The sequence below is a fragment of the Marinobacterium sp. xm-g-59 genome (genome assembly GCF_013283315.1).
GTDB lineage: Bacteria > Pseudomonadota > Gammaproteobacteria > Pseudomonadales > Balneatricaceae > Marinobacterium_E.
Map to the genome: position 1 here is coordinate 233,111 of NZ_WBYR01000003.1, position 17,104 is coordinate 250,214.

General features: G+C 49.6%; 16 protein-coding genes. 4 read left to right on the forward strand and 12 right to left on the reverse strand.

What is annotated here, in order from left to right; all coding sequences use genetic code 11:
* Positions 1–71 precede the first annotated feature (71 nt).
* From XMG59_RS05560 to XMG59_RS05605, 10 genes are all read right to left on the reverse strand, one after another.
* The gene (locus tag XMG59_RS05560; protein ID WP_173481858.1) at positions 72–725 is read right to left on the reverse strand and encodes a peroxiredoxin; all 654 of its coding nucleotides are present in this window, start codon (positions 723–725) and stop codon (positions 72–74) included.
* A gap of 151 nt (positions 726–876) precedes the next feature.
* Positions 877–1,554, reverse strand: coding sequence for a tRNA-uridine aminocarboxypropyltransferase (locus tag XMG59_RS05565; protein ID WP_173498339.1), 678 nt, complete (start codon positions 1,552–1,554; stop codon positions 877–879).
* 16 nt (positions 1,555–1,570) lie between these two features.
* Positions 1,571–2,401 carry a twin-arginine translocase subunit TatC gene (tatC, locus tag XMG59_RS05570; protein WP_173481856.1) on the reverse strand — a complete coding sequence of 277 codons (831 nt, stop codon included), beginning with the start codon at positions 2,399–2,401 and terminating at the stop codon, positions 1,571–1,573.
* Positions 2,379–2,879: a Sec-independent protein translocase protein TatB gene (gene tatB, locus XMG59_RS12280; RefSeq protein ID WP_173498340.1), complete on the reverse strand. Its 501-nt coding sequence runs from the start codon at positions 2,877–2,879 to the stop codon at positions 2,379–2,381. Before tatB ends, tatC begins: the two co-directional genes overlap by 23 nt.
* A gap of 6 nt (positions 2,880–2,885) precedes the next feature.
* Positions 2,886–3,131 carry a twin-arginine translocase TatA/TatE family subunit gene (gene tatA / locus XMG59_RS05580; protein ID WP_173481854.1) on the reverse strand — a complete coding sequence of 82 codons (246 nt, stop codon included), beginning with the start codon at positions 3,129–3,131 and terminating at the stop codon, positions 2,886–2,888.
* Positions 3,132–3,181: 50 nt separating this feature from the next.
* A complete protein-coding gene (locus tag XMG59_RS05585) occupies positions 3,182–3,511 on the reverse strand; it encodes a phosphoribosyl-ATP diphosphatase (protein ID WP_173481853.1) in 330 nt (109 codons plus the stop codon).
* Positions 3,504–3,911 (reverse strand): phosphoribosyl-AMP cyclohydrolase, encoded by a 408-nt coding sequence (gene hisI, locus XMG59_RS05590; RefSeq protein WP_173481852.1) that lies wholly within the window; start codon positions 3,909–3,911, stop codon positions 3,504–3,506. The genes XMG59_RS05585 and hisI overlap by 8 nt, the downstream gene beginning before the upstream one ends.
* A 9-nt stretch (positions 3,912–3,920) precedes the next feature.
* Entirely contained in the window at positions 3,921–5,549 is a 1,629-nt protein-coding gene (gene ubiB, locus XMG59_RS05595; RefSeq protein WP_173498341.1) for a ubiquinone biosynthesis regulatory protein kinase UbiB, read from the reverse strand.
* A gap of 109 nt (positions 5,550–5,658) precedes the next feature.
* The gene (locus XMG59_RS05600; RefSeq protein WP_173498342.1) at positions 5,659–6,291 is read right to left on the reverse strand and encodes a thiol:disulfide interchange protein DsbA/DsbL; all 633 of its coding nucleotides are present in this window, start codon (positions 6,289–6,291) and stop codon (positions 5,659–5,661) included.
* Between the two features lie 109 nt (positions 6,292–6,400).
* Entirely contained in the window at positions 6,401–6,994 is a 594-nt protein-coding gene (locus tag XMG59_RS05605) for a cytochrome c (protein ID WP_173484178.1), read from the reverse strand.
* A 199-nt stretch (positions 6,995–7,193) separates the two neighbouring features.
* On the opposite strand from XMG59_RS05605, the gene yihA reads away from it, so the two are divergent.
* On the forward strand, positions 7,194–7,829 hold the full coding sequence (gene yihA / locus XMG59_RS05610; RefSeq protein WP_173498343.1) for a ribosome biogenesis GTP-binding protein YihA/YsxC: 636 nt from the start codon (positions 7,194–7,196) through the stop codon (positions 7,827–7,829).
* Positions 7,830–7,855: 26 nt separating this feature from the next.
* Here yihA and polA read toward each other — a convergent pair whose 3' ends face one another.
* The gene (gene polA / locus XMG59_RS05615) at positions 7,856–10,612 is read right to left on the reverse strand and encodes a DNA polymerase I (RefSeq protein ID WP_173498344.1); all 2,757 of its coding nucleotides are present in this window, start codon (positions 10,610–10,612) and stop codon (positions 7,856–7,858) included.
* Between the two features lie 106 nt (positions 10,613–10,718).
* Here polA and XMG59_RS05620 point away from each other — a divergent pair, with 106 nt between their 5' ends.
* The gene (locus XMG59_RS05620; RefSeq protein ID WP_173498345.1) at positions 10,719–11,684 is read left to right on the forward strand and encodes a homoserine kinase; all 966 of its coding nucleotides are present in this window, start codon (positions 10,719–10,721) and stop codon (positions 11,682–11,684) included.
* Positions 11,685–11,778: 94 nt separating this feature from the next.
* On the opposite strand, the gene XMG59_RS05625 is transcribed toward XMG59_RS05620, so the two are convergent.
* The gene (locus tag XMG59_RS05625; protein WP_173498346.1) at positions 11,779–12,948 is read right to left on the reverse strand and encodes a GAK system CofD-like protein; all 1,170 of its coding nucleotides are present in this window, start codon (positions 12,946–12,948) and stop codon (positions 11,779–11,781) included.
* A gap of 131 nt (positions 12,949–13,079) precedes the next feature.
* Between XMG59_RS05625 and uvrD the strand changes: the two genes are divergently transcribed.
* Entirely contained in the window at positions 13,080–15,284 is a 2,205-nt protein-coding gene (gene uvrD, locus XMG59_RS05630; protein ID WP_173498347.1) for a DNA helicase II, read from the forward strand.
* Between the two features lie 141 nt (positions 15,285–15,425).
* Positions 15,426–16,991, forward strand: a complete 1,566-nt coding sequence (locus XMG59_RS05635) for an inorganic phosphate transporter (protein ID WP_173488762.1) — start codon at positions 15,426–15,428, stop codon at positions 16,989–16,991.
* The last annotated feature ends 113 nt before the right edge of the window (positions 16,992–17,104 follow it).

Here is a 17,104-nt window from a genome sequence, read left to right on the forward strand (position 1 = left end):
CTATCGCATTGTGCACTGCATCAAGCAATAAAAAACCCAGCATAGGGCTGGGTCTTGTTACATTACCAATCTTACGATGGCTGTTTAGTAGTTCGTAGGTAAGGCAGCTTGATGTCTACATCACCAAAACGCTCTTTAGCCTCTTCATCGTTAAGTGATAGAGCTACGATGACGTCCTCACCGGGCACCCAGTTTGCTGGCATCGCAATTGGCACACCGTAAGAAGCTTGAAGTGCATCTAGGGCACGCAAAACCTCAGCAAAATTACGACCTACAGACATAGGGTACGTCATCGAAAGCTGTAACTTTTTATCTGGGCTAAAAATGAAAACAACTCGAACACTAGCAGAATCAGCTGCTGTTCTGCCATCAGGAAGGTATGCTTCCGCTGGCAACATATCCAGTGCTTTAGAAACCTCTAGCGACTCATCAGCAATGATTGGGAAATTAGCCTTTGCATTGGCAAAGCTCTCGATATCGCACTTCCACTCTTTGTGCTCATCAACACCGTCAACCGATAGACCGATCACTTTCGTGTTGCGCTTAGCCCATTCATCAGCCAGTTGAGCAACTGCGCCAAATTCAGTTGTACATACTGGAGTAAAGTCTTTCGGATGGCTGAAAAGGATAGTCCAGCTATCACCAATGAAATCATGAAGCTTGAATTCACCCTGATCAGTGACAAGATCAAGATTTGGAACAGTATCATTAATACGTAAAGCCATGGTTTATCTCCATTGTTAATTTAATTTCGACTTGTTTTCAGTCGATATGGTTATAGTTACATAACAAAAATACATAATAAATTTTATTATGTTTATGGCCTTGATAAATTATATCTATTTTGGTCATCGAAGACCTTGGCGAAAAAAGAACTTAAACCAGTTCGCCTGTGTCACGATCACGCTTGGCTAATCGACCACGACTTGCAACGTAGTGCTGATTAAAGAGTTTGAAATAGGCATTGAGGTGATTAGCGGCAGGTTCATCGCCAAGCTGCTCAAGCAGCGCGATGGCCACTTCGGCGGTGCAGAGTTGTCCTTCATGAATCGCTTTGCGCAATCCATAACTCGACTCGCGCACTTCATCCAGACTGATCACTGGAAGATGTTGTAGGTAGTCAGAGTGGCGGAAGATTCTGCGCGCTTGTCGCCAGGTACCATCCAGCAGAATTAAAAGGGGCTTAGCCGAATTCTGTTGGACCTGAACGGGCGTTGTCATTCGCTCGAGGTAGTCCTCTGCGGGTGGGAATACAATGATAGGCTGGTAACTGGGGTCGTTCAGCAAAGCCGTTAACTCGTCACCGGGTTGTTTGCGGCCTTGCCACTCTATGACGCGGGTTTTAGCGATGCTGTCGGCGATTAGCCTACCGGTATTGGTGGGTTTATAGGTTTCGTAACGATGCATCAACACCACAAATTCAACCTGTGATTCCACTTCAGATCGGTACTCACAGATACAGGCGGTGATTGGCAGACGGCACTGTTCACAGCGCTTTACATTAGCACCACGCGTAACAAAGGGTTTACGAGGGGGATTGTCGACCTGAGGCATTGAGCAGCGTTAAAACTTAGCTTTTAGCGCTGCTATCAGTCTCTTCTGAGTCTGAACGGTTTGCGTCGTCTTCCGCTTCAGCCGCAGCGAACTCATCTTCAAACTCCTCCTCATCCGTGTTGCGGACAAAGATACGGCCCATAATCAGACCCACTTCGAACAGCAGCCACATTGGCAGTGCGAGCAGAGATTGAGAGATGATATCTGGCGGTGTCAGCAGCATGCCGACAACAAAACAGCCAACGATCACATAGGCACGTTTTTCACCCAGTGATTGCGCCGTTGTCGCGCCTGACCAGATCAATAACAGCGTCGCGATAGGGATCTCGAAGACCACACCAAAAGCGAAGAACAGTTTTAGTACGAAGTTCAAATAGCTGCTGATGTCCGTCATCACCGCAACGTTCTCTGGACCTACGCTGGTAAAGAAACCAAATACTAGTGGGAAGACCACGAAGTAGGCAAAGGCAATACCGGCGTAGAAGAGGAAGATCGATGAGATCAGAAGAGGCACGGCAAGGTGCTTCTCATTTTCGTAAAGACCCGGTGCGATGAAGCTCCAGATCTGATGCAAAATGTAAGGAATACCGATGAATACCGCTAACACCAGTGCCAATTTAAAGGGCGCAAAGAACGGCGACGTGACGTCCGTCGCAATCATGCTGGTCCCTTCAGGCAGCAGCGCCGTCAGCGGTGCCGATAGGTAGGCATAAAGATCATTCGCGAAGTAGAAAAGCCCCGCAAAAATCACCAGCACGAACAACACGATGCGCATGACGCGCTGGCGTAACTCGATTAGGTGGGCAATTAATGGCTGCTCTTTATCAGCTGTGTTTGTTTGGCTCATTCTGCTCTGTATTGTCCGCTAGCTGCTCAGCTGGTTCAGCAGTTACCGGCTCGGCAACATCTGATTCAGCGACTTGGGCAGCGCTCTCTTCTTGAGCGTTCTCTTCAGCTATGGCGGTTGGCTTGTAAGCTTCGTGAACGGAAGGGTCACTGGTAAATGAAGTAGGGTCAAAGTCGGTTTTGGGGGCGTCAGGTGCCGCTTTTTCTGCAGGCGAATCCTCACCAAAAGGACGCTGGAAAGATTCGGTAACATCACCAAGCTCTTTCTCTAGCTGATCTTTGCTCATCGCCGTGGTGCGTTTTAGCTCGTCAACGCGCAACTCTTCATTGATCTCGCGTTGAATCGAGCCGATAGAGCGGCGAATACGACCTACCCATAGGCCAACCGTGCGAGCTGCTGTCGGCAGTTTCTCTGGACCAAGTACGACCAGACCTACTACACCAACAATGAGCAGCTCGGCAAAACCGATATCAAACATCTTAAATTAAGACTTAGATTCGGTTTTATCTTCAGTTTTTTCAGCGTCTGCAGCTTTAAACTCTGCATCACTCTCTTGAGCGATTGATTTAGGCTCTTCTTTTGCGCCTTCATCAGACATTGCTTTTTTGAAGCCTTTTACAGCGGAACCTACGTCACCACCCAGGTTACGAAGTTTCTTAGTACCGAACAGCAGAATGATAATGCCGAGTACGATAACCAATTGCCAAATGCTGATACCACCAAAACCCATTACAGTTCTCCTAACGCGTTGTTGTTCTGTTTTAGTTTGTTATACACCTATTATTTGGTGCGATTTGCTTTTTCTTCAAGGCCTGACAGACCAAAACGTCGTGCCAGCTCCTCTAAAACCTGTTCCGGTGACACATCTAAGTGCTTTAACGCCACCATGGTATGGAACCAAAGATCAGCAGTTTCGTAGATTAGCTCCGAATTGTCACCACTCTTTTCTGCATCTTTAGCCGCAAGGATGGTTTCAGTCGCCTCTTCACCCACTTTCTCTAAGATTTTATTTAACCCTTTAGAGTAAAGACTGGCTACATAACTCGAGTCAGCTGACGCCCCTTTACGTTCTTCAAGAATAGCGGACAGTTCGCCAATAACGTTATTCACCTTTGGTATCCTCTTTCGCATACAGCAGCGCTGGATCCTTCAGCACGTCCGTTTCAACTTGCCATTCGCCGGTCTCACTGTTGAGCTTACGGTAAAAACAGCTGCGGCGACCTGTATGACAAGCCACTTCGCCAATTTGTTCAACGCTCAACTGAATGACATCTGCATCACAGTCCAAGCGGATCGCGTGCAGCTGCTGAACATTACCCGACTCTTCACCTTTACGCCAAAGCTTTTGACGCGAACGCGACCAATAAATTGCACGCCCTTCGGCCACACTCAACTCTAATGACTCGCGGTTCATCCAAGCGACCATTAGGTTTTCACCGGTTTTGTAATCTTGAGCGATCGCCGGTACTAAGCCGCGATCATCCCACTTAATTTCATCTAACCAAGACATCTCTCTTTCCTATGCCCGCCACACAAGCAGCCAAGCCAAACCGGCTGGCAGCCAAGCATAACCGGGTAGGGATTCTACCCAAGCCAATACGGCCGGTTCTGCCAATGCTGTCGCAGCTGCTAAAGTGGCTGCCAGCAGCAGAGTACGGCGAGTATTGCGTGATCGCTGCTCTTGCGCTTGCTGCAAAGCCAGCATGCGTTGGAACTCTAACTCACCCGCTTGACGGTTTTGTTGCAAGTTATCAAAGACCAGTTGTGGAATTTGCGGTAACTTCTCAATCCAATCCGGTGCCTGCTGCTTAATGTTCTTAATCATCGCTTTGACACCCATACGCTCTTTCATCCAGTTCTCTAGATAGGGTTTACCCGTTTTCCAAAGATCCAATTCTGGATAGAGCTGCCGACCCAGCCCTTCAATATTGAGCAAAGTTTTTTGCAGAAGAATAAGCTGAGGTTGCACAACCATATTAAAGCGACGCGCCGTCTGGAACAGCCCTAACAGCACCATTCCAAATGAGATATCCTTCAATGGCTTTTCAAAAATCGGCTCGCAGACACTGCGAATCGCGGTTTCAAAAGCGTGAACATTGGTATCAGCAGGCACCCAACCGGAGTCGATGTGTAGCTGTGCCACCAAACGGTAGTCGCGCTGGAAGAAGGCTAAAATATTACGCGCCAGGTAGCTCTGATCTTCAGGTGAAAGCGATCCCACAATACCAAAATCAACGGCTATATATTGCGGATCGTCAGGGTTTTCACGCGATACAAAGATGTTACCTGGGTGCATATCAGCATGGAAAAAACTGTCACGGAAGACCTGCGTAAAGAAGATCTCGACGCCACGTTCAGCCAGCTTCTCCATATTGGTACCCTGGGCTTTTAACGCTTCAACATCGGCCACAGGAATTCCGGAGATACGCTCCATCACCATGACACTTTGACGAGTAAAGTCCCAATAAACCTCGGGCACATAAAGCATATCTGAGTCGGCAAAATTACGTCTTAGCTGAGTCGCATTGGCCGCCTCTTTGCGCAGATCGAGCTCATCAAAGATGGTCTGCTCGTACTCTTCAACCACCTCAACGGGACGCAGGCGCTTACCTTCGGACCAAAGATTTTGCACCATGCGTGCCATGACATAGAGCAGCGCTACGTCTTGGCGGATCACGCGTTCAATGCCAGGGCGAATCACTTTGACAACGACAGCTCGACCATCTTTCAGTCGGGCTGGATGAACTTGGGCAACGGATGCCGAGGCTAAGGGCTCAGCATCGAACTCTGCAAAAAGCTCATCGACACTGGCACCCAGTTGTTTCTCTATCAATTGTCGCGCTTGTGCGCCTTCGAACGGAGGCACTCGGTCCTGCAGCAGTGCTAATTCATCGGCGAGATCTGGCGGCAGCAAGTCACGTCGGGTTGATAGGGTCTGTCCAAACTTAATAAATACAGGACCTAAAGCGATCAATGCACCGCGTAAACGGGCCTCAGAGCTGCCGTTGGCACGGAAGAAGAGACGCCAAGGCAACAGCGTAACCACAAGGCGAAGGTACCAAGGCAAGCGGGTCGTGATGATGAAGGTATCAAGACGAAAACGGGCGATAACCCAATAAATTTTGATGATTCTAAGAATGCTTTGCACGAAACGGCCGCCAGCACTGATCGATAATGAAGCGGCTATTATGCCACCTTAGAGGAGTACAAAAAACAACTGCTCCAAAAGGAGCAGCTGTTAGAAGGTTATTGCGCCTTTATTGAGCGTTGCGCTCTTTCTCGATTAGGTGTTCTGCCACTTTCAACATGTTGGCGTGTGAACCCGTTAGAGTAGAGGTCACTAAGTATTTACCGTTAACGATGATGCTTGGTACACCCTGAATCTGGTATCCACGGACACGCGCATCACTCTGCTTCAACTGCATGCCAACCGCAAAGGAGTTGTAGGTCTTAAGGAAGTCCTGCTTCGACACGCCATGCTCTTCAAATACTTCAGCGATATCTTCTGGGCTGCGAAAACGACGACGTTCAACATGAATCGCATCAAACATCGCTTGGTGAACCTTATCTTTAACGCCCAGTAGCTTACCTACGTAGTATGCACGAGCGAGCGGCTCCCAACTGCGGCCAAACACAACTGGCATATTTTCAAACGTCACGTCGTCTGCAAGCTTCTGGCTCCAAGCGTGAAGCATCGGCTCAAAGGCATTACAGTGCGGACAAGAGTAACCAAAGGCCTCAACCACCTCGATTTTGCTCGAATCCGCTGTCGGTACAGGCTGTTTAAGAACGGTGTAGTGCTCACCCGCCTTCCACTCTGTCGCATGAGCAAGTGTGGCGCTAAGCGATAAAACGGCAACAGCAAACAGATTGAATGAACGTCTTAACATGGTTTAGTTCCTTGGAATTTATCTTTAATAACTAAAGTAATGGTCATGGCTGAATTGAAGCTGAAATCAAAAAAGGCAGCCGAAGCTGCCTCTTTATGGGAGTCTACGATTACTCGTACAGACCCTGGATGTAAGCGGCTACCGCTTTCATTTCGTTCTCTTTCATCTTCGCAGCGATCGTACGCATCATCGCGTTTGGATCGTTGTTACGCTCACCTGAGTAGAACTTCTTAAGTGTGCTCTCAGTGTATTGAGCGTGCTGACCCGCTAGAGCTGGGTAGCCTGCTGAAGTGATTCCTTTGCCTGCAGGACCGTGACAGGCAGTACAAGCTGCAACACCACTCTCTGGGTTACCTGCGCGGTAGATCTTCTGACCAAGCTCAACCAGTGCTGGATCTGCCTGACCACCAACCATCGTTTTACCTGCGTAGTGAGCGGCAATCGCAGCAAGCTCATCATCGCTCATCGCATCAAGAAGACCAGTCATTTCAGGAATCGCACGTGCACCTGATTTGATCTCTTTAAGCTGCTTTAGCAGGTATGGCTGACCTTGGCCGGCAATCTTAGGAAAGTTACCCACCATGCTGTTACCATCAGCACCGTGACAGCCAGCACAAACAGCCGTTAGTTGAGCGACATCTGCCGCATTCGATCCGCTAACCAGACCAACGCTGATCAACATTCCGAGTAATACTTTTTTCATGGCTCTCTACCCACATTTCATCTTTGAAAAGTTTGAAACCAGTGGTGCTGGCTTCGTCGAATCCGTTCAACGCGCTCGTTTTTTTCACTTTTGGTGGTTACGAGTTGACGACAGCGCTAAAATTGCGGTGCATTATAAACCTAATCATCTATAACGAAAACCGATAAACCCCGTACTTATATAGTACTAAAGGCCAGATATGACTGAAGAGTTAGAACAAATTCATTACAACACAGCACGTTTTCTTATAAGCGCGGCAAAACTCAGTCAATGTCCAGAGGATGTCGGTGCAGAAGTTGCTTTCGCTGGGCGCTCCAATGCCGGCAAGTCGAGTGCCATTAACTCGCTAACCAATCAGAACAGTTTAGCGCGCACCTCAAAAACACCAGGTCGCACCCAGCTGATCAACTTTTTCGATCTGAATGTCGAAGGTGTGCGCATTGTCGACCTTCCAGGGTATGGCTATGCGAAAGTGCCCATCGCGATGAAAGAGCACTGGCAAAAGCATCTCGATGACTACCTACAGCGCCGTCAATGTCTGCGCGGGGTGGTACTGGTGATGGATATCCGCCATCCGATGAAAGAGTTTGATGAGATGATGATCGACTGGTGTGAATCAACGGGCGTGCCACTACATATCCTGCTCACCAAAGCCGACAAGCTAAAACGCGGCCCAGCTCAGGCTACGTTGTTGAAAATTAAGAAAGAGACCAAAGAGCGTCTGGCCGACAAAGTCAGCGTACAGGTCTTTTCGGCACTGAAGAAAACGGGCGTCGATCAGCTACGTAACCGCTTAGACAGCTGGCTACTGCCTGAGCAGTACGACGCAGAATAGAGCTAATTGTGTGAATGGGGGCAAGCTTAGTGGGCTTGCTCCCAGTTATCACCGACACCCACTTCGACCAACAGCGGTACACTTAATTCAGCGGCCGACTCCATCAGACGTTTAATCTCAGCATTAAACGCTTCAATCTGATCTTCAGCCACTTCAAAAACCAATTCATCGTGCACCTGCATGATCATTCTGGCGTCAAAGCCGCTCTCTGTTAGCCACGCATCCACCGCCAACATGGCGCGCTTAATGATATCGGCGGCGGTACCCTGCATCGGAGCGTTGATCGCAGTCCGTTCAGCCCCCTGGCGCAACATTGGGTTACGGGCATTAATCTCTGGCAAGTAGAGACGGCGACCAAAGATGGTCTCAACGTACCCCTGCTCGCGCGCCATGTCGCGGGTGCTCTCCATGTAGTTTTGGACACCTGGGTAGGTTTCGAAATAGTGCTCAATGTAGGTTTGCGCCTCTTTACGCGACGTACCCAACTGCTTGGCCAAACCAAACGCAGACATACCGTAGATCAAGCCGAAGTTGATCGCTTTGGCACTGCGGCGCTGATCGGTGCTGACCTCATCAGGTGAGACCTTAAAGACCTCTGCAGCCGTCGCTTTGTGGATGTCATCGCCATTGGCAAAGGCGTTGACCAACCCAGCATCGCCAGAGAGGTGCGCCATAATGCGCAGTTCGATCTGTGAATAGTCTGCTGCCACCATGCGGTAGCCCTCTGGAGCGACAAAGGCGTGTCGAATGCGTCGACCTTCGGCCGTTCTAACCGGAATGTTCTGCAGGTTAGGGTCGGTCGAAGAGAGGCGTCCGGTAGCCGTCACCGCTTGGTGATACGAGGTGTGCAGACGACCCGTATTGGGATCAACCATCGTCGGCAGTTTGTCCGTGTAGGTCGATTTCAATTTGGTTAGACCGCGGTGCTCAATAATCAGCTTGGGCAGCGGGTACTCCAGCGCCAGCTCTTGCAGCACCTCTTCTGCCGTCGACGGGGCCCCTTTCGGCGTCTTCTTAATCACCGGCAAACCCTGCTTTTCAAACAGAATGGTCTGCAGCTGCTTAGGTGAGGATAGATTGAAGGGCTCACCCGCTGCTTCAAACGCATCGTTCTCTAACACCTTAAGGCGCTGCTCAATCTCAGCACTCTGTTGCGCCAGCATCACTGATTTAATCAGCGCACCGTTGCGTTCAATGCGTGACAGAACCGGAATCAGTGGGATTTCGATCTCGTCCAGAATCGGTTTCACCGAAGGCACATCATTTAGAGCCTGCTGCAATGTCTCATGCAGACGCCAGGTAATATCGGCATCTTCAGCGGCATAAGGGGCGGCCTGCTCTATCTCGATCTGATTAAAGGTCAGTTGCTTCTTGCCTTTACCGGCCAAGGATTCAAAGCTGATGGTACTCTCATCTAGATAGAACTTAGCCAAACTGTCCATATCATGGCGTGTCGCAGTGCTGTTGAGCACATAGGATTCCAGCATGGTATCCGCTGATACGCCTTGAACATTGATGCCATATCGCGCCAGCACATTCATGTCGTACTTAATGTGCTGACCCACTTTATTGAGGGACGCATCCTCGAGCAGGACTTTAAGCTCAGCCAACGCCCAGTCAAAGTTAACTTGCTCGGGGACACCAACGTAATCATGGCCTAGTGGCAGATATGCCGCTTTGCCCGCTTCACAACAGAATGAGACACCGACCAACTGCGCTTGCATGTAGTTTAGGCTGGTCGTCTCAGTATCAAAGGCAAAGGTGCCCGCAGCACGCAGTTTGGCAAACCACGCAGAGGCCGTCGCCTGATCCAAAATGGTTTCGTAGTGGCGTTCAACACTGGGCTTAGGAGCAACGGGCTCGTTTGTAGCTACGGAATCTTGCGTCGCTTGCCCATCGGGGCCCTCTAATAGTGCCACCCAAGAGCGGAACTCGTAATCCTTAAATAGCTCAATCAACGAAGCGTTATCAGGTTGAGGAAGGTGCACATCCGACAGAGAGATCGACAGCTCAACATCGGTTTTAATCGTGGCCAACAGATAGGAGAGCTCAGCCGCTTCGCGATGCTCTTCAAGCTTCTTGGCCATGGTTTTAGAGCCGCGGAAGGTTAGATCGGCAATCTTATCGAGATTTTGGTAGAGGTCACTGATACCGCCAATACCTTGCAGAAGCGCCAATGCCGTCTTCTCGCCCACCCCTGGCACACCTGGAATGTTGTCGACCTTATCGCCCATCAGCGCCAGATAGTCGATGATCAATTCTGGGGGAATACCAAACTTTTCGACCACACCATCACGATCCATCTTAGTGTCAGTCATGGTGTTGATTAGGGTGACCTTATCATCGACCAATTGCGCCATATCTTTATCGCCCGTTGAGATCACAACCTCTAAGTTGTGCGCTTCGGCTTGGCGCGCCAGAGTACCGATCACATCATCCGCTTCGACGCCCTCTTCCACTAAAAGTGGCAATCCCATCGCTTTAATAATGTTATGAACCGGTTCAATTTGCTCACGCAGATCATCGGGCATCGGGGGACGCTGTGCTTTGTATTCAGGATAGATCTCATCACGAAAGGTTTTACCCTTAGCATCGAAGATGACCGCCACTGGAGAGTTGGGATAACTCTTTAGCAGACTGCGCATCATTGAGGTGACCAGTCGCACCGCACCGCTTGGACGTCCGTCGGATGTTCTTAAATCAGCCTGTTGTGACGCAAAGAAGGCACGGAACAGATAAGAGGAGCCATCAACGAGAACTACAGGGGCTTTTGTGTCGGTCATAATAAGATATCTATTGTATTTTTAAGCAAGGCACACAATCATAGACAAAAGCGCTGCTGCACCCAAGCTTTAGCAGCAGATAGCCCCCGATCATTGAGAACCAACCATGGCTGTATATACTCAGGTGTCTGACACCGACCTCGACAAACTGCTCGCTGATTTTGATCTTGGCCAGGCCGTGGCACTGAAAGGCATTGACGGTGGCATCGAAAACACCAACTTTTTCTTAACAACTGAAAAGAGTGGCCAACAGGCGGAGTATGTACTCACTCTCTTTGAAGAGCTTGATAGAGATGAAGTGCCCTTCTTTGTTGAGCTGGGTAGTTGGCTAGCGAAGCGCAATGTTCCCGTCTCTTATGCCATCGAAGATCGCAACGGCATTGGCTTGAAACAGATCTCAAAAAAACCGGCTATTATTCAGCCGCGCTACCCCGGTGCACACCTAAAACGCGAGCTTCTGACGGCCAATCACTGTGCTCAAATCGGCACGGCCCTTGCACACTACCACCAAGCCTCTAACGATTTTTACCTTAAGCGTCAGGCACACCGTGGAGTATTTTGGTGGCGCAGAGAGAGTGAACGACTCGCGCCTTTTATCGATTCAGAGTCGCGTGATCTGCTGTCCGAAGAGGTCGCTCGGTTTGATGAGCTGCGCGACACCTACACCAACCTGCCGATGGGCATTACGCATGGGGATCTTTTCCATGACAACGCGCTGTTCCATGAGGATAAGCTGACGGCGATTCTGGATATCTATAATGCGGCAACCGCCTACTGGCTCTATGACCTAGCGATTGTTGCCAATGATTGGTGTCTGGATGAAAACCTGAAGATTGATTCGGTGCGAGAGCAGGCCCTATTAAAAGCCTACTCAGCCATTCGCCCCTTTACTGCAGAAGAGCATGAGGTTTGGCCGCAGCTGACTCGTACCGCCGCAATGCGTTTTTGGCTATCACGCCTGGAGCCTTGGGTTGATGCCCAGCAAGGCAATGGCAGCGATAAGACACTGAAAGACCCTGATGAGTTTAAACAGGTGCTGATGCACCGAATTAAATCACCGAGTCAGCTGTAGGAACGAATTTCTACAGTTAAGAGAGTGGTGTCAGACCAGAGGTCGGACACCTGTGCGGAACCAGTGGGTCTGACCTCTGGTCTGACCCAGCTATCTATGCCAGTGATAATAAAGCTTCCGCCAACTTAGTCTCATCGTAGCGATCTGTGTGCTCAGTATTCGCCAGATCAACATCCACAAGTTGAATGCCACGCTTATCTAGCCAGTTTAGAAACTCTGCATCAATGCCACTCAACAGTGTGGAATCGGTCAGCAGAATATCGATACAGCGCTCCGCTCTACCTTGAAGAACACCGCCTGCATCTCGAGCAACAAATCGTTCCAACTGCTCAATCTGCTCCTGCAACGTCATACCAAATTGTTCAGGATCATTACCTAAATTGGGGACATACACTTTTCTGGCAGGGTTATCCATAATCGCTTTACCCACCCCTTTCGGGAGTAAGTTAGCCAGAATACTGCTGTAGAAACTGCCTGGCGGGAAGACGAGAAGATCTGCTGAATTGATCCAACCTCTCTCTTGATCGGCCAGATGCGATTCCGAGCCCTGCGGCAAGTGCAGATCAAGCGAGGCGATACGCTCATTTAATGGCTGGGACTCTTTTCCTGTCATCCGATGCTGTCCGATGATCTCTCGCCCACTCTCTGTGGTCACTTTCAGTTCACCGCACTCGTCCGTGACGGTGCGTACCTGGCCTCTGACATGAACCAGACGACTGAACAGCAGGGCAATAGGATCTAATGAACGATTATGGCTCAGGTAGCCCCCCGCCAATATCAGATTACCAATACTGGCTCGCCTGAAGTGAAAATCCTTGGGGGCTGACTCAAGAAAGTAGTTTAAAAAATCACAAATAATGCTCTGCACGGGCTCGGGAATGGACTGAACTCGCCTGTCGTTGCGTTGTTGCATCGCCTCGACCCTTGCACGCAATACCGATTGCGATTCATCGGTCGGAAGGCGGTAAGCAAATAGCTCGGTCACCTCAGGGTGACCGGCGAGTGAGGCGTCAGCTAACGCCATCATTCGGGAACGTAAATCGCCCACGGCAGGCATATCAAATGCTTTTCGCAACACAGCGGAGCTACCGCCAGAGTCATAGGGGGTCACTAAATGAATAGAGTTATGGGTATAGCGTTTGAGTATCTGGGAAAAGCCATTCAACGCAGTGCCACCGCTGAAAAAGAGCAGCTTAGGCCCGGTTTCAGGGTTGGCTTGATACTCAGCCAAACGGGCAGTCGTATGGTCAGCAGATAGGGGCATTCACTACTCTATGATGGTGGATTGATCATCCCAGTGTAAGTTTGCTGCGTAGGAATGCCAAGACTCCCATAATAATTATGCGTATACTGTACGCCCATTCAGTAATTTCTCTTTTTGAGCAGTGCGACACTATGGATGTAACTCACATTATCGACTCCCTCAACGATGCGCAGCGTGAAGCGGTTACCGCGGATATCAGCAACCTTCTGGTGCTGGCCGGCGCAGGATCGGGCAAGACGCGTGTCTTGGTTCACCGAATCGCTTGGTTAATCGAAGCCGAGCAGATTTCACCCTATTCGATATTGGCGGTTACCTTTACCAATAAAGCGGCTAAAGAGATGCGTGGACGTATCGAGACCCTGCTCAACGTCAACGTTCATGGTATGTGGGTTGGCACCTTCCACGGCTTGGCGCACCGACTGCTTCGCTCGCACTGGCAAGAGGCCGGACTGCGTGAGAACTTCCAGATCATGGACTCCGATGACCAGTTACGTTTGGTTAAACGCATCTCTAAGGAGATGGGATTAGATGATTCACGCTGGCCGCCGAAACAGATTCAGTGGTACATCAATGCACAGAAAGATGAAGGGCTGCGCAGCAAACATCTAGAGCGCACCGGTGACTTGGTTCAAGACACGCTAATACGCGTCTATGAGGCCTTTGAACAGGCCTGTGACCGTGGCGGTATGATCGATTTTGGTGAGCTCCTACTGCGCTGCCTTGAGCTACTGCGCGATAAGAACCCTCAACTGCTGCAACACTATAAAGAGCGCTTCCGATACGTCTTAGTAGACGAGTTCCAGGATACCAACGCCATTCAATACGCCTGGTTGCGCCTGCTCTGTCAGGGTGAACACAAACTGATGGCGGTGGGTGATGACGATCAGTCGATTTATGGCTGGCGCGGTGCTCGTATTGAGAACATTCAAAACCTAGAGGCACACTTTGGTGGGCTGAAGACCATCAAGCTAGAGCAGAACTACCGCTCTACCGACAACATACTGTCGGCGGCCAACGCTGTGATACGCAATAACTTTGGACGTCTGGGTAAAGAGCTGTGGACAGAGGGCAATCAGGGCGATCCAATCAGCCTCTATGCGGCATTCAATGAACAGGATGAAGCGCGATTCATTGTCGATCGCATCGCACAGTGGGTATCGGATGGTAATCGTCGTGACGAGAGCGCCATTCTCTACCGTTCCAATGCACAATCCCGTGTGCTTGAGGAGATGCTGATCCGTGCCGCTATTCCCTATCGCATCTATGGCGGCCAACGATTCTATGAGCGTTTAGAGATTAAAAATGCCCTCGCCTACCTGCGCCTAATAGCCAACCGCGATGACGATACGGCGATGGAGCGCGTCATTAACGTGCCAACCCGAGGCATCGGAACGCGCACCATTGAAGAGGTACGCGATTACGCACGAAGCCAAGGCATCTCAATGTGGCGTGCCTCGAACGAGATTATCGAGCATAAGAGGCTGCCAGCACGTGCCGGCAATGCACTGCAGGCCTTCTTAGATCTGGTCAATCAATTGTCGGTTGATACAGAAGAGGCATCCCTGCAGGAGCGCACAGAACATACCATTCGCTTCTCTGGACTGATTGCTCACCATGAAAAAGAGAAAGGTGAAAAAGCACAATCACGCATCGAAAACTTGGAAGAGCTAGTGACTGCTGCACGTCAATTTGAGCAGCAGTGGTCCCAGGAGGAGAACCCTGAGTTCCCTTCTGTGTTGTCTGCCTTCCTTGATCAAGCTGCACTGGATGCTGGTGAATCACAGGCGGACCCCAATACCGACAGCGTACAATTGATGACACTGCACTCAGCGAAAGGCTTGGAGTTCCCGCTGGTCTTCCTATGCGGTATGGAAGAGGGGCTATTCCCGCACAGCATGTCGGCCGAAGAGCCCGGACGTTTAGAAGAGGAGCGCCGCCTCTGTTATGTAGGTATTACGCGTGCCATGCAGAAACTCTACATGACCTACGCTGAGTCCCGCCGCCTTCATGGCCAAGACAACTACAACCGCCCTTCACGCTTCATTCAAGAGATTCCATTGGAGTTGATTGAAGAGGTGCGCCTGAATGCCAGCGTTCGCCGACCGCTGTCTAGTGGTTCGGATATGGAGGTCAGCTTCACGCCACAATCCGCTTTTGCCAGTGAAGTACCCGATACTCAGCTCAGTCTAGGCCAGAGGGTTAACCACCCTAAATTCGGTGACGGCATGGTCATAAACTTTGAGGGGTCCGGCCCGAAAGCCCGAGTGCAAGTGAACTTCGATTATGAAGGCACGAAGTGGCTGGTTGTTGGTTTTGCTAATCTAACAACGCTGTGAATAAAACATTTCAGTTTGTTTAAAGAAAAATTACACCTGTGTAACATTCTTGTAACAAAAGTGTATTTAAATAGCGTCAACTTAAATTAGCGACTACTTTAAGTAGTGGTAAATCAATGAACCAAGCAAGAGGAGCTTCTCTTGGAAATCAAAGATATGAACAAGCTTGATAAAGCGACAGCATCTAACCGTGGCGATGTTATGCGCATCGGTTACGCCCTACTCTTCCTAGTAGGTATTGTTCTCTTTATCTCAGCACAAGTTGGGGATATCCCAGGAAGTTACATCCTTGTCATTGCCGCAATGATCGGTGGTTACATGGCAATGAACATCGGCGCTAACGACGTAGCCAATAACGTCGGCCCAGCAGTAGGTTCAAAGGCGCTTACCCTAACAGGCGCTATTATTATCGCGGCTATCTTTGAAGCATCTGGTGCTTTAATTGCAGGCGGTGACGTAGTCAGCACAATTAAAAAAGGGATCATCAACCCTGAAGTGATTGGCGATGCCGATACTTTTATTTGGTTGATGTTAGCCGCACTACTAGCGGGTGCGTTATGGCTTAACCTAGCAACGGCTGTTGGTGCTCCTGTCTCTACTACTCACTCTATTGTTGGTGGTGTATTGGGTGCTGGTATCGCTGCAGGCGGTTTTGGTATTGCTAACTGGGACAAGATGGGCGCGATCGCAGCAAGCTGGGTGATCTCACCTGTACTTGGCGGTCTGATTGCAGCTGGTTTCCTATACCTAATCAAACGCACCATTACTTATAAGTCGGACATGCGTGTTGCAGCTAAGAAGATGGTACCTCTGCTGATCATGTTGATGGCTTGGGCATTCTCGACTTACCTAGCACTTAAAGGCGTTAAGAAGCTGATCAAACTCGATTTTGTGACAGCTCTTCTAATCGGTCTAGCCATTGCGGTTGTTATCTACTTCATTGTTAAAGGTCTGGTTGCTAAAGCAGCTGACCGCTTGGATAACGACAAAGCGGGTGTTAACAAACTGTTCACCATTCCTCTAATCTTCGCTGCAGCACTACTAAGTTTCGCACACGGTGCAAACGACGTTGCAAACGCCATTGGTCCACTAGCGGCGATCAACGATGCGATCGTTAACCACGGCATTTCAACGAAAGCAGCAATCCCACTTTGGGTCATGATGATCGGTGCTCTAGGTATCGCGTTGGGTCTAGCACTATTTGGTCCAAAACTGATCAAAACTGTTGGTTCTGAGATTACTGAGTTGGATCAGACACGTGCATTCTCTATCGCTATGGCGGCAGCGATCACGGTTATCATCGCTTCTCAGCTAGGTCTTCCAGTCTCTTCAACTCATATTGCTGTGGGCGGTGTATTCGGTGTGGGCTTCCTTCGTGAGTACTTGAAATCAAGCCACGCACGCATGATCAACGAGATCAAATCGCACCACCAAGGCGCCGATCAAGAGGAAGTAGAAGAGTTTCTTGCTAAGTTTGAAAGTGCATCAATCGATGACAAAGCTAAAATGCTTAAGCAACTTAAGAAGAAAACAGCCTCTGCAGAGCTAAGCAAAAAAGAGCGCAAGCAGCTTAAGAAAGCTTACAAACAGGAGTTGGTTAAGCGTTCAGCTGTTTACAAAATTGCCGCTGCATGGATTATTACAGTTCCAGCATCAGGTACATTGGCTGCGATTCTGTTCTACGTAATCCGTGGAATCATGGTCTAATAAACGCCAAACTATTCATCAAAAAGCCCCTTCGTGGGGCTTTTTTGCGTCTTATATCTATCATTAAATTGTCATAAACGCTTCACAGAGTTGTAACAAAGCAAACGTCTAAT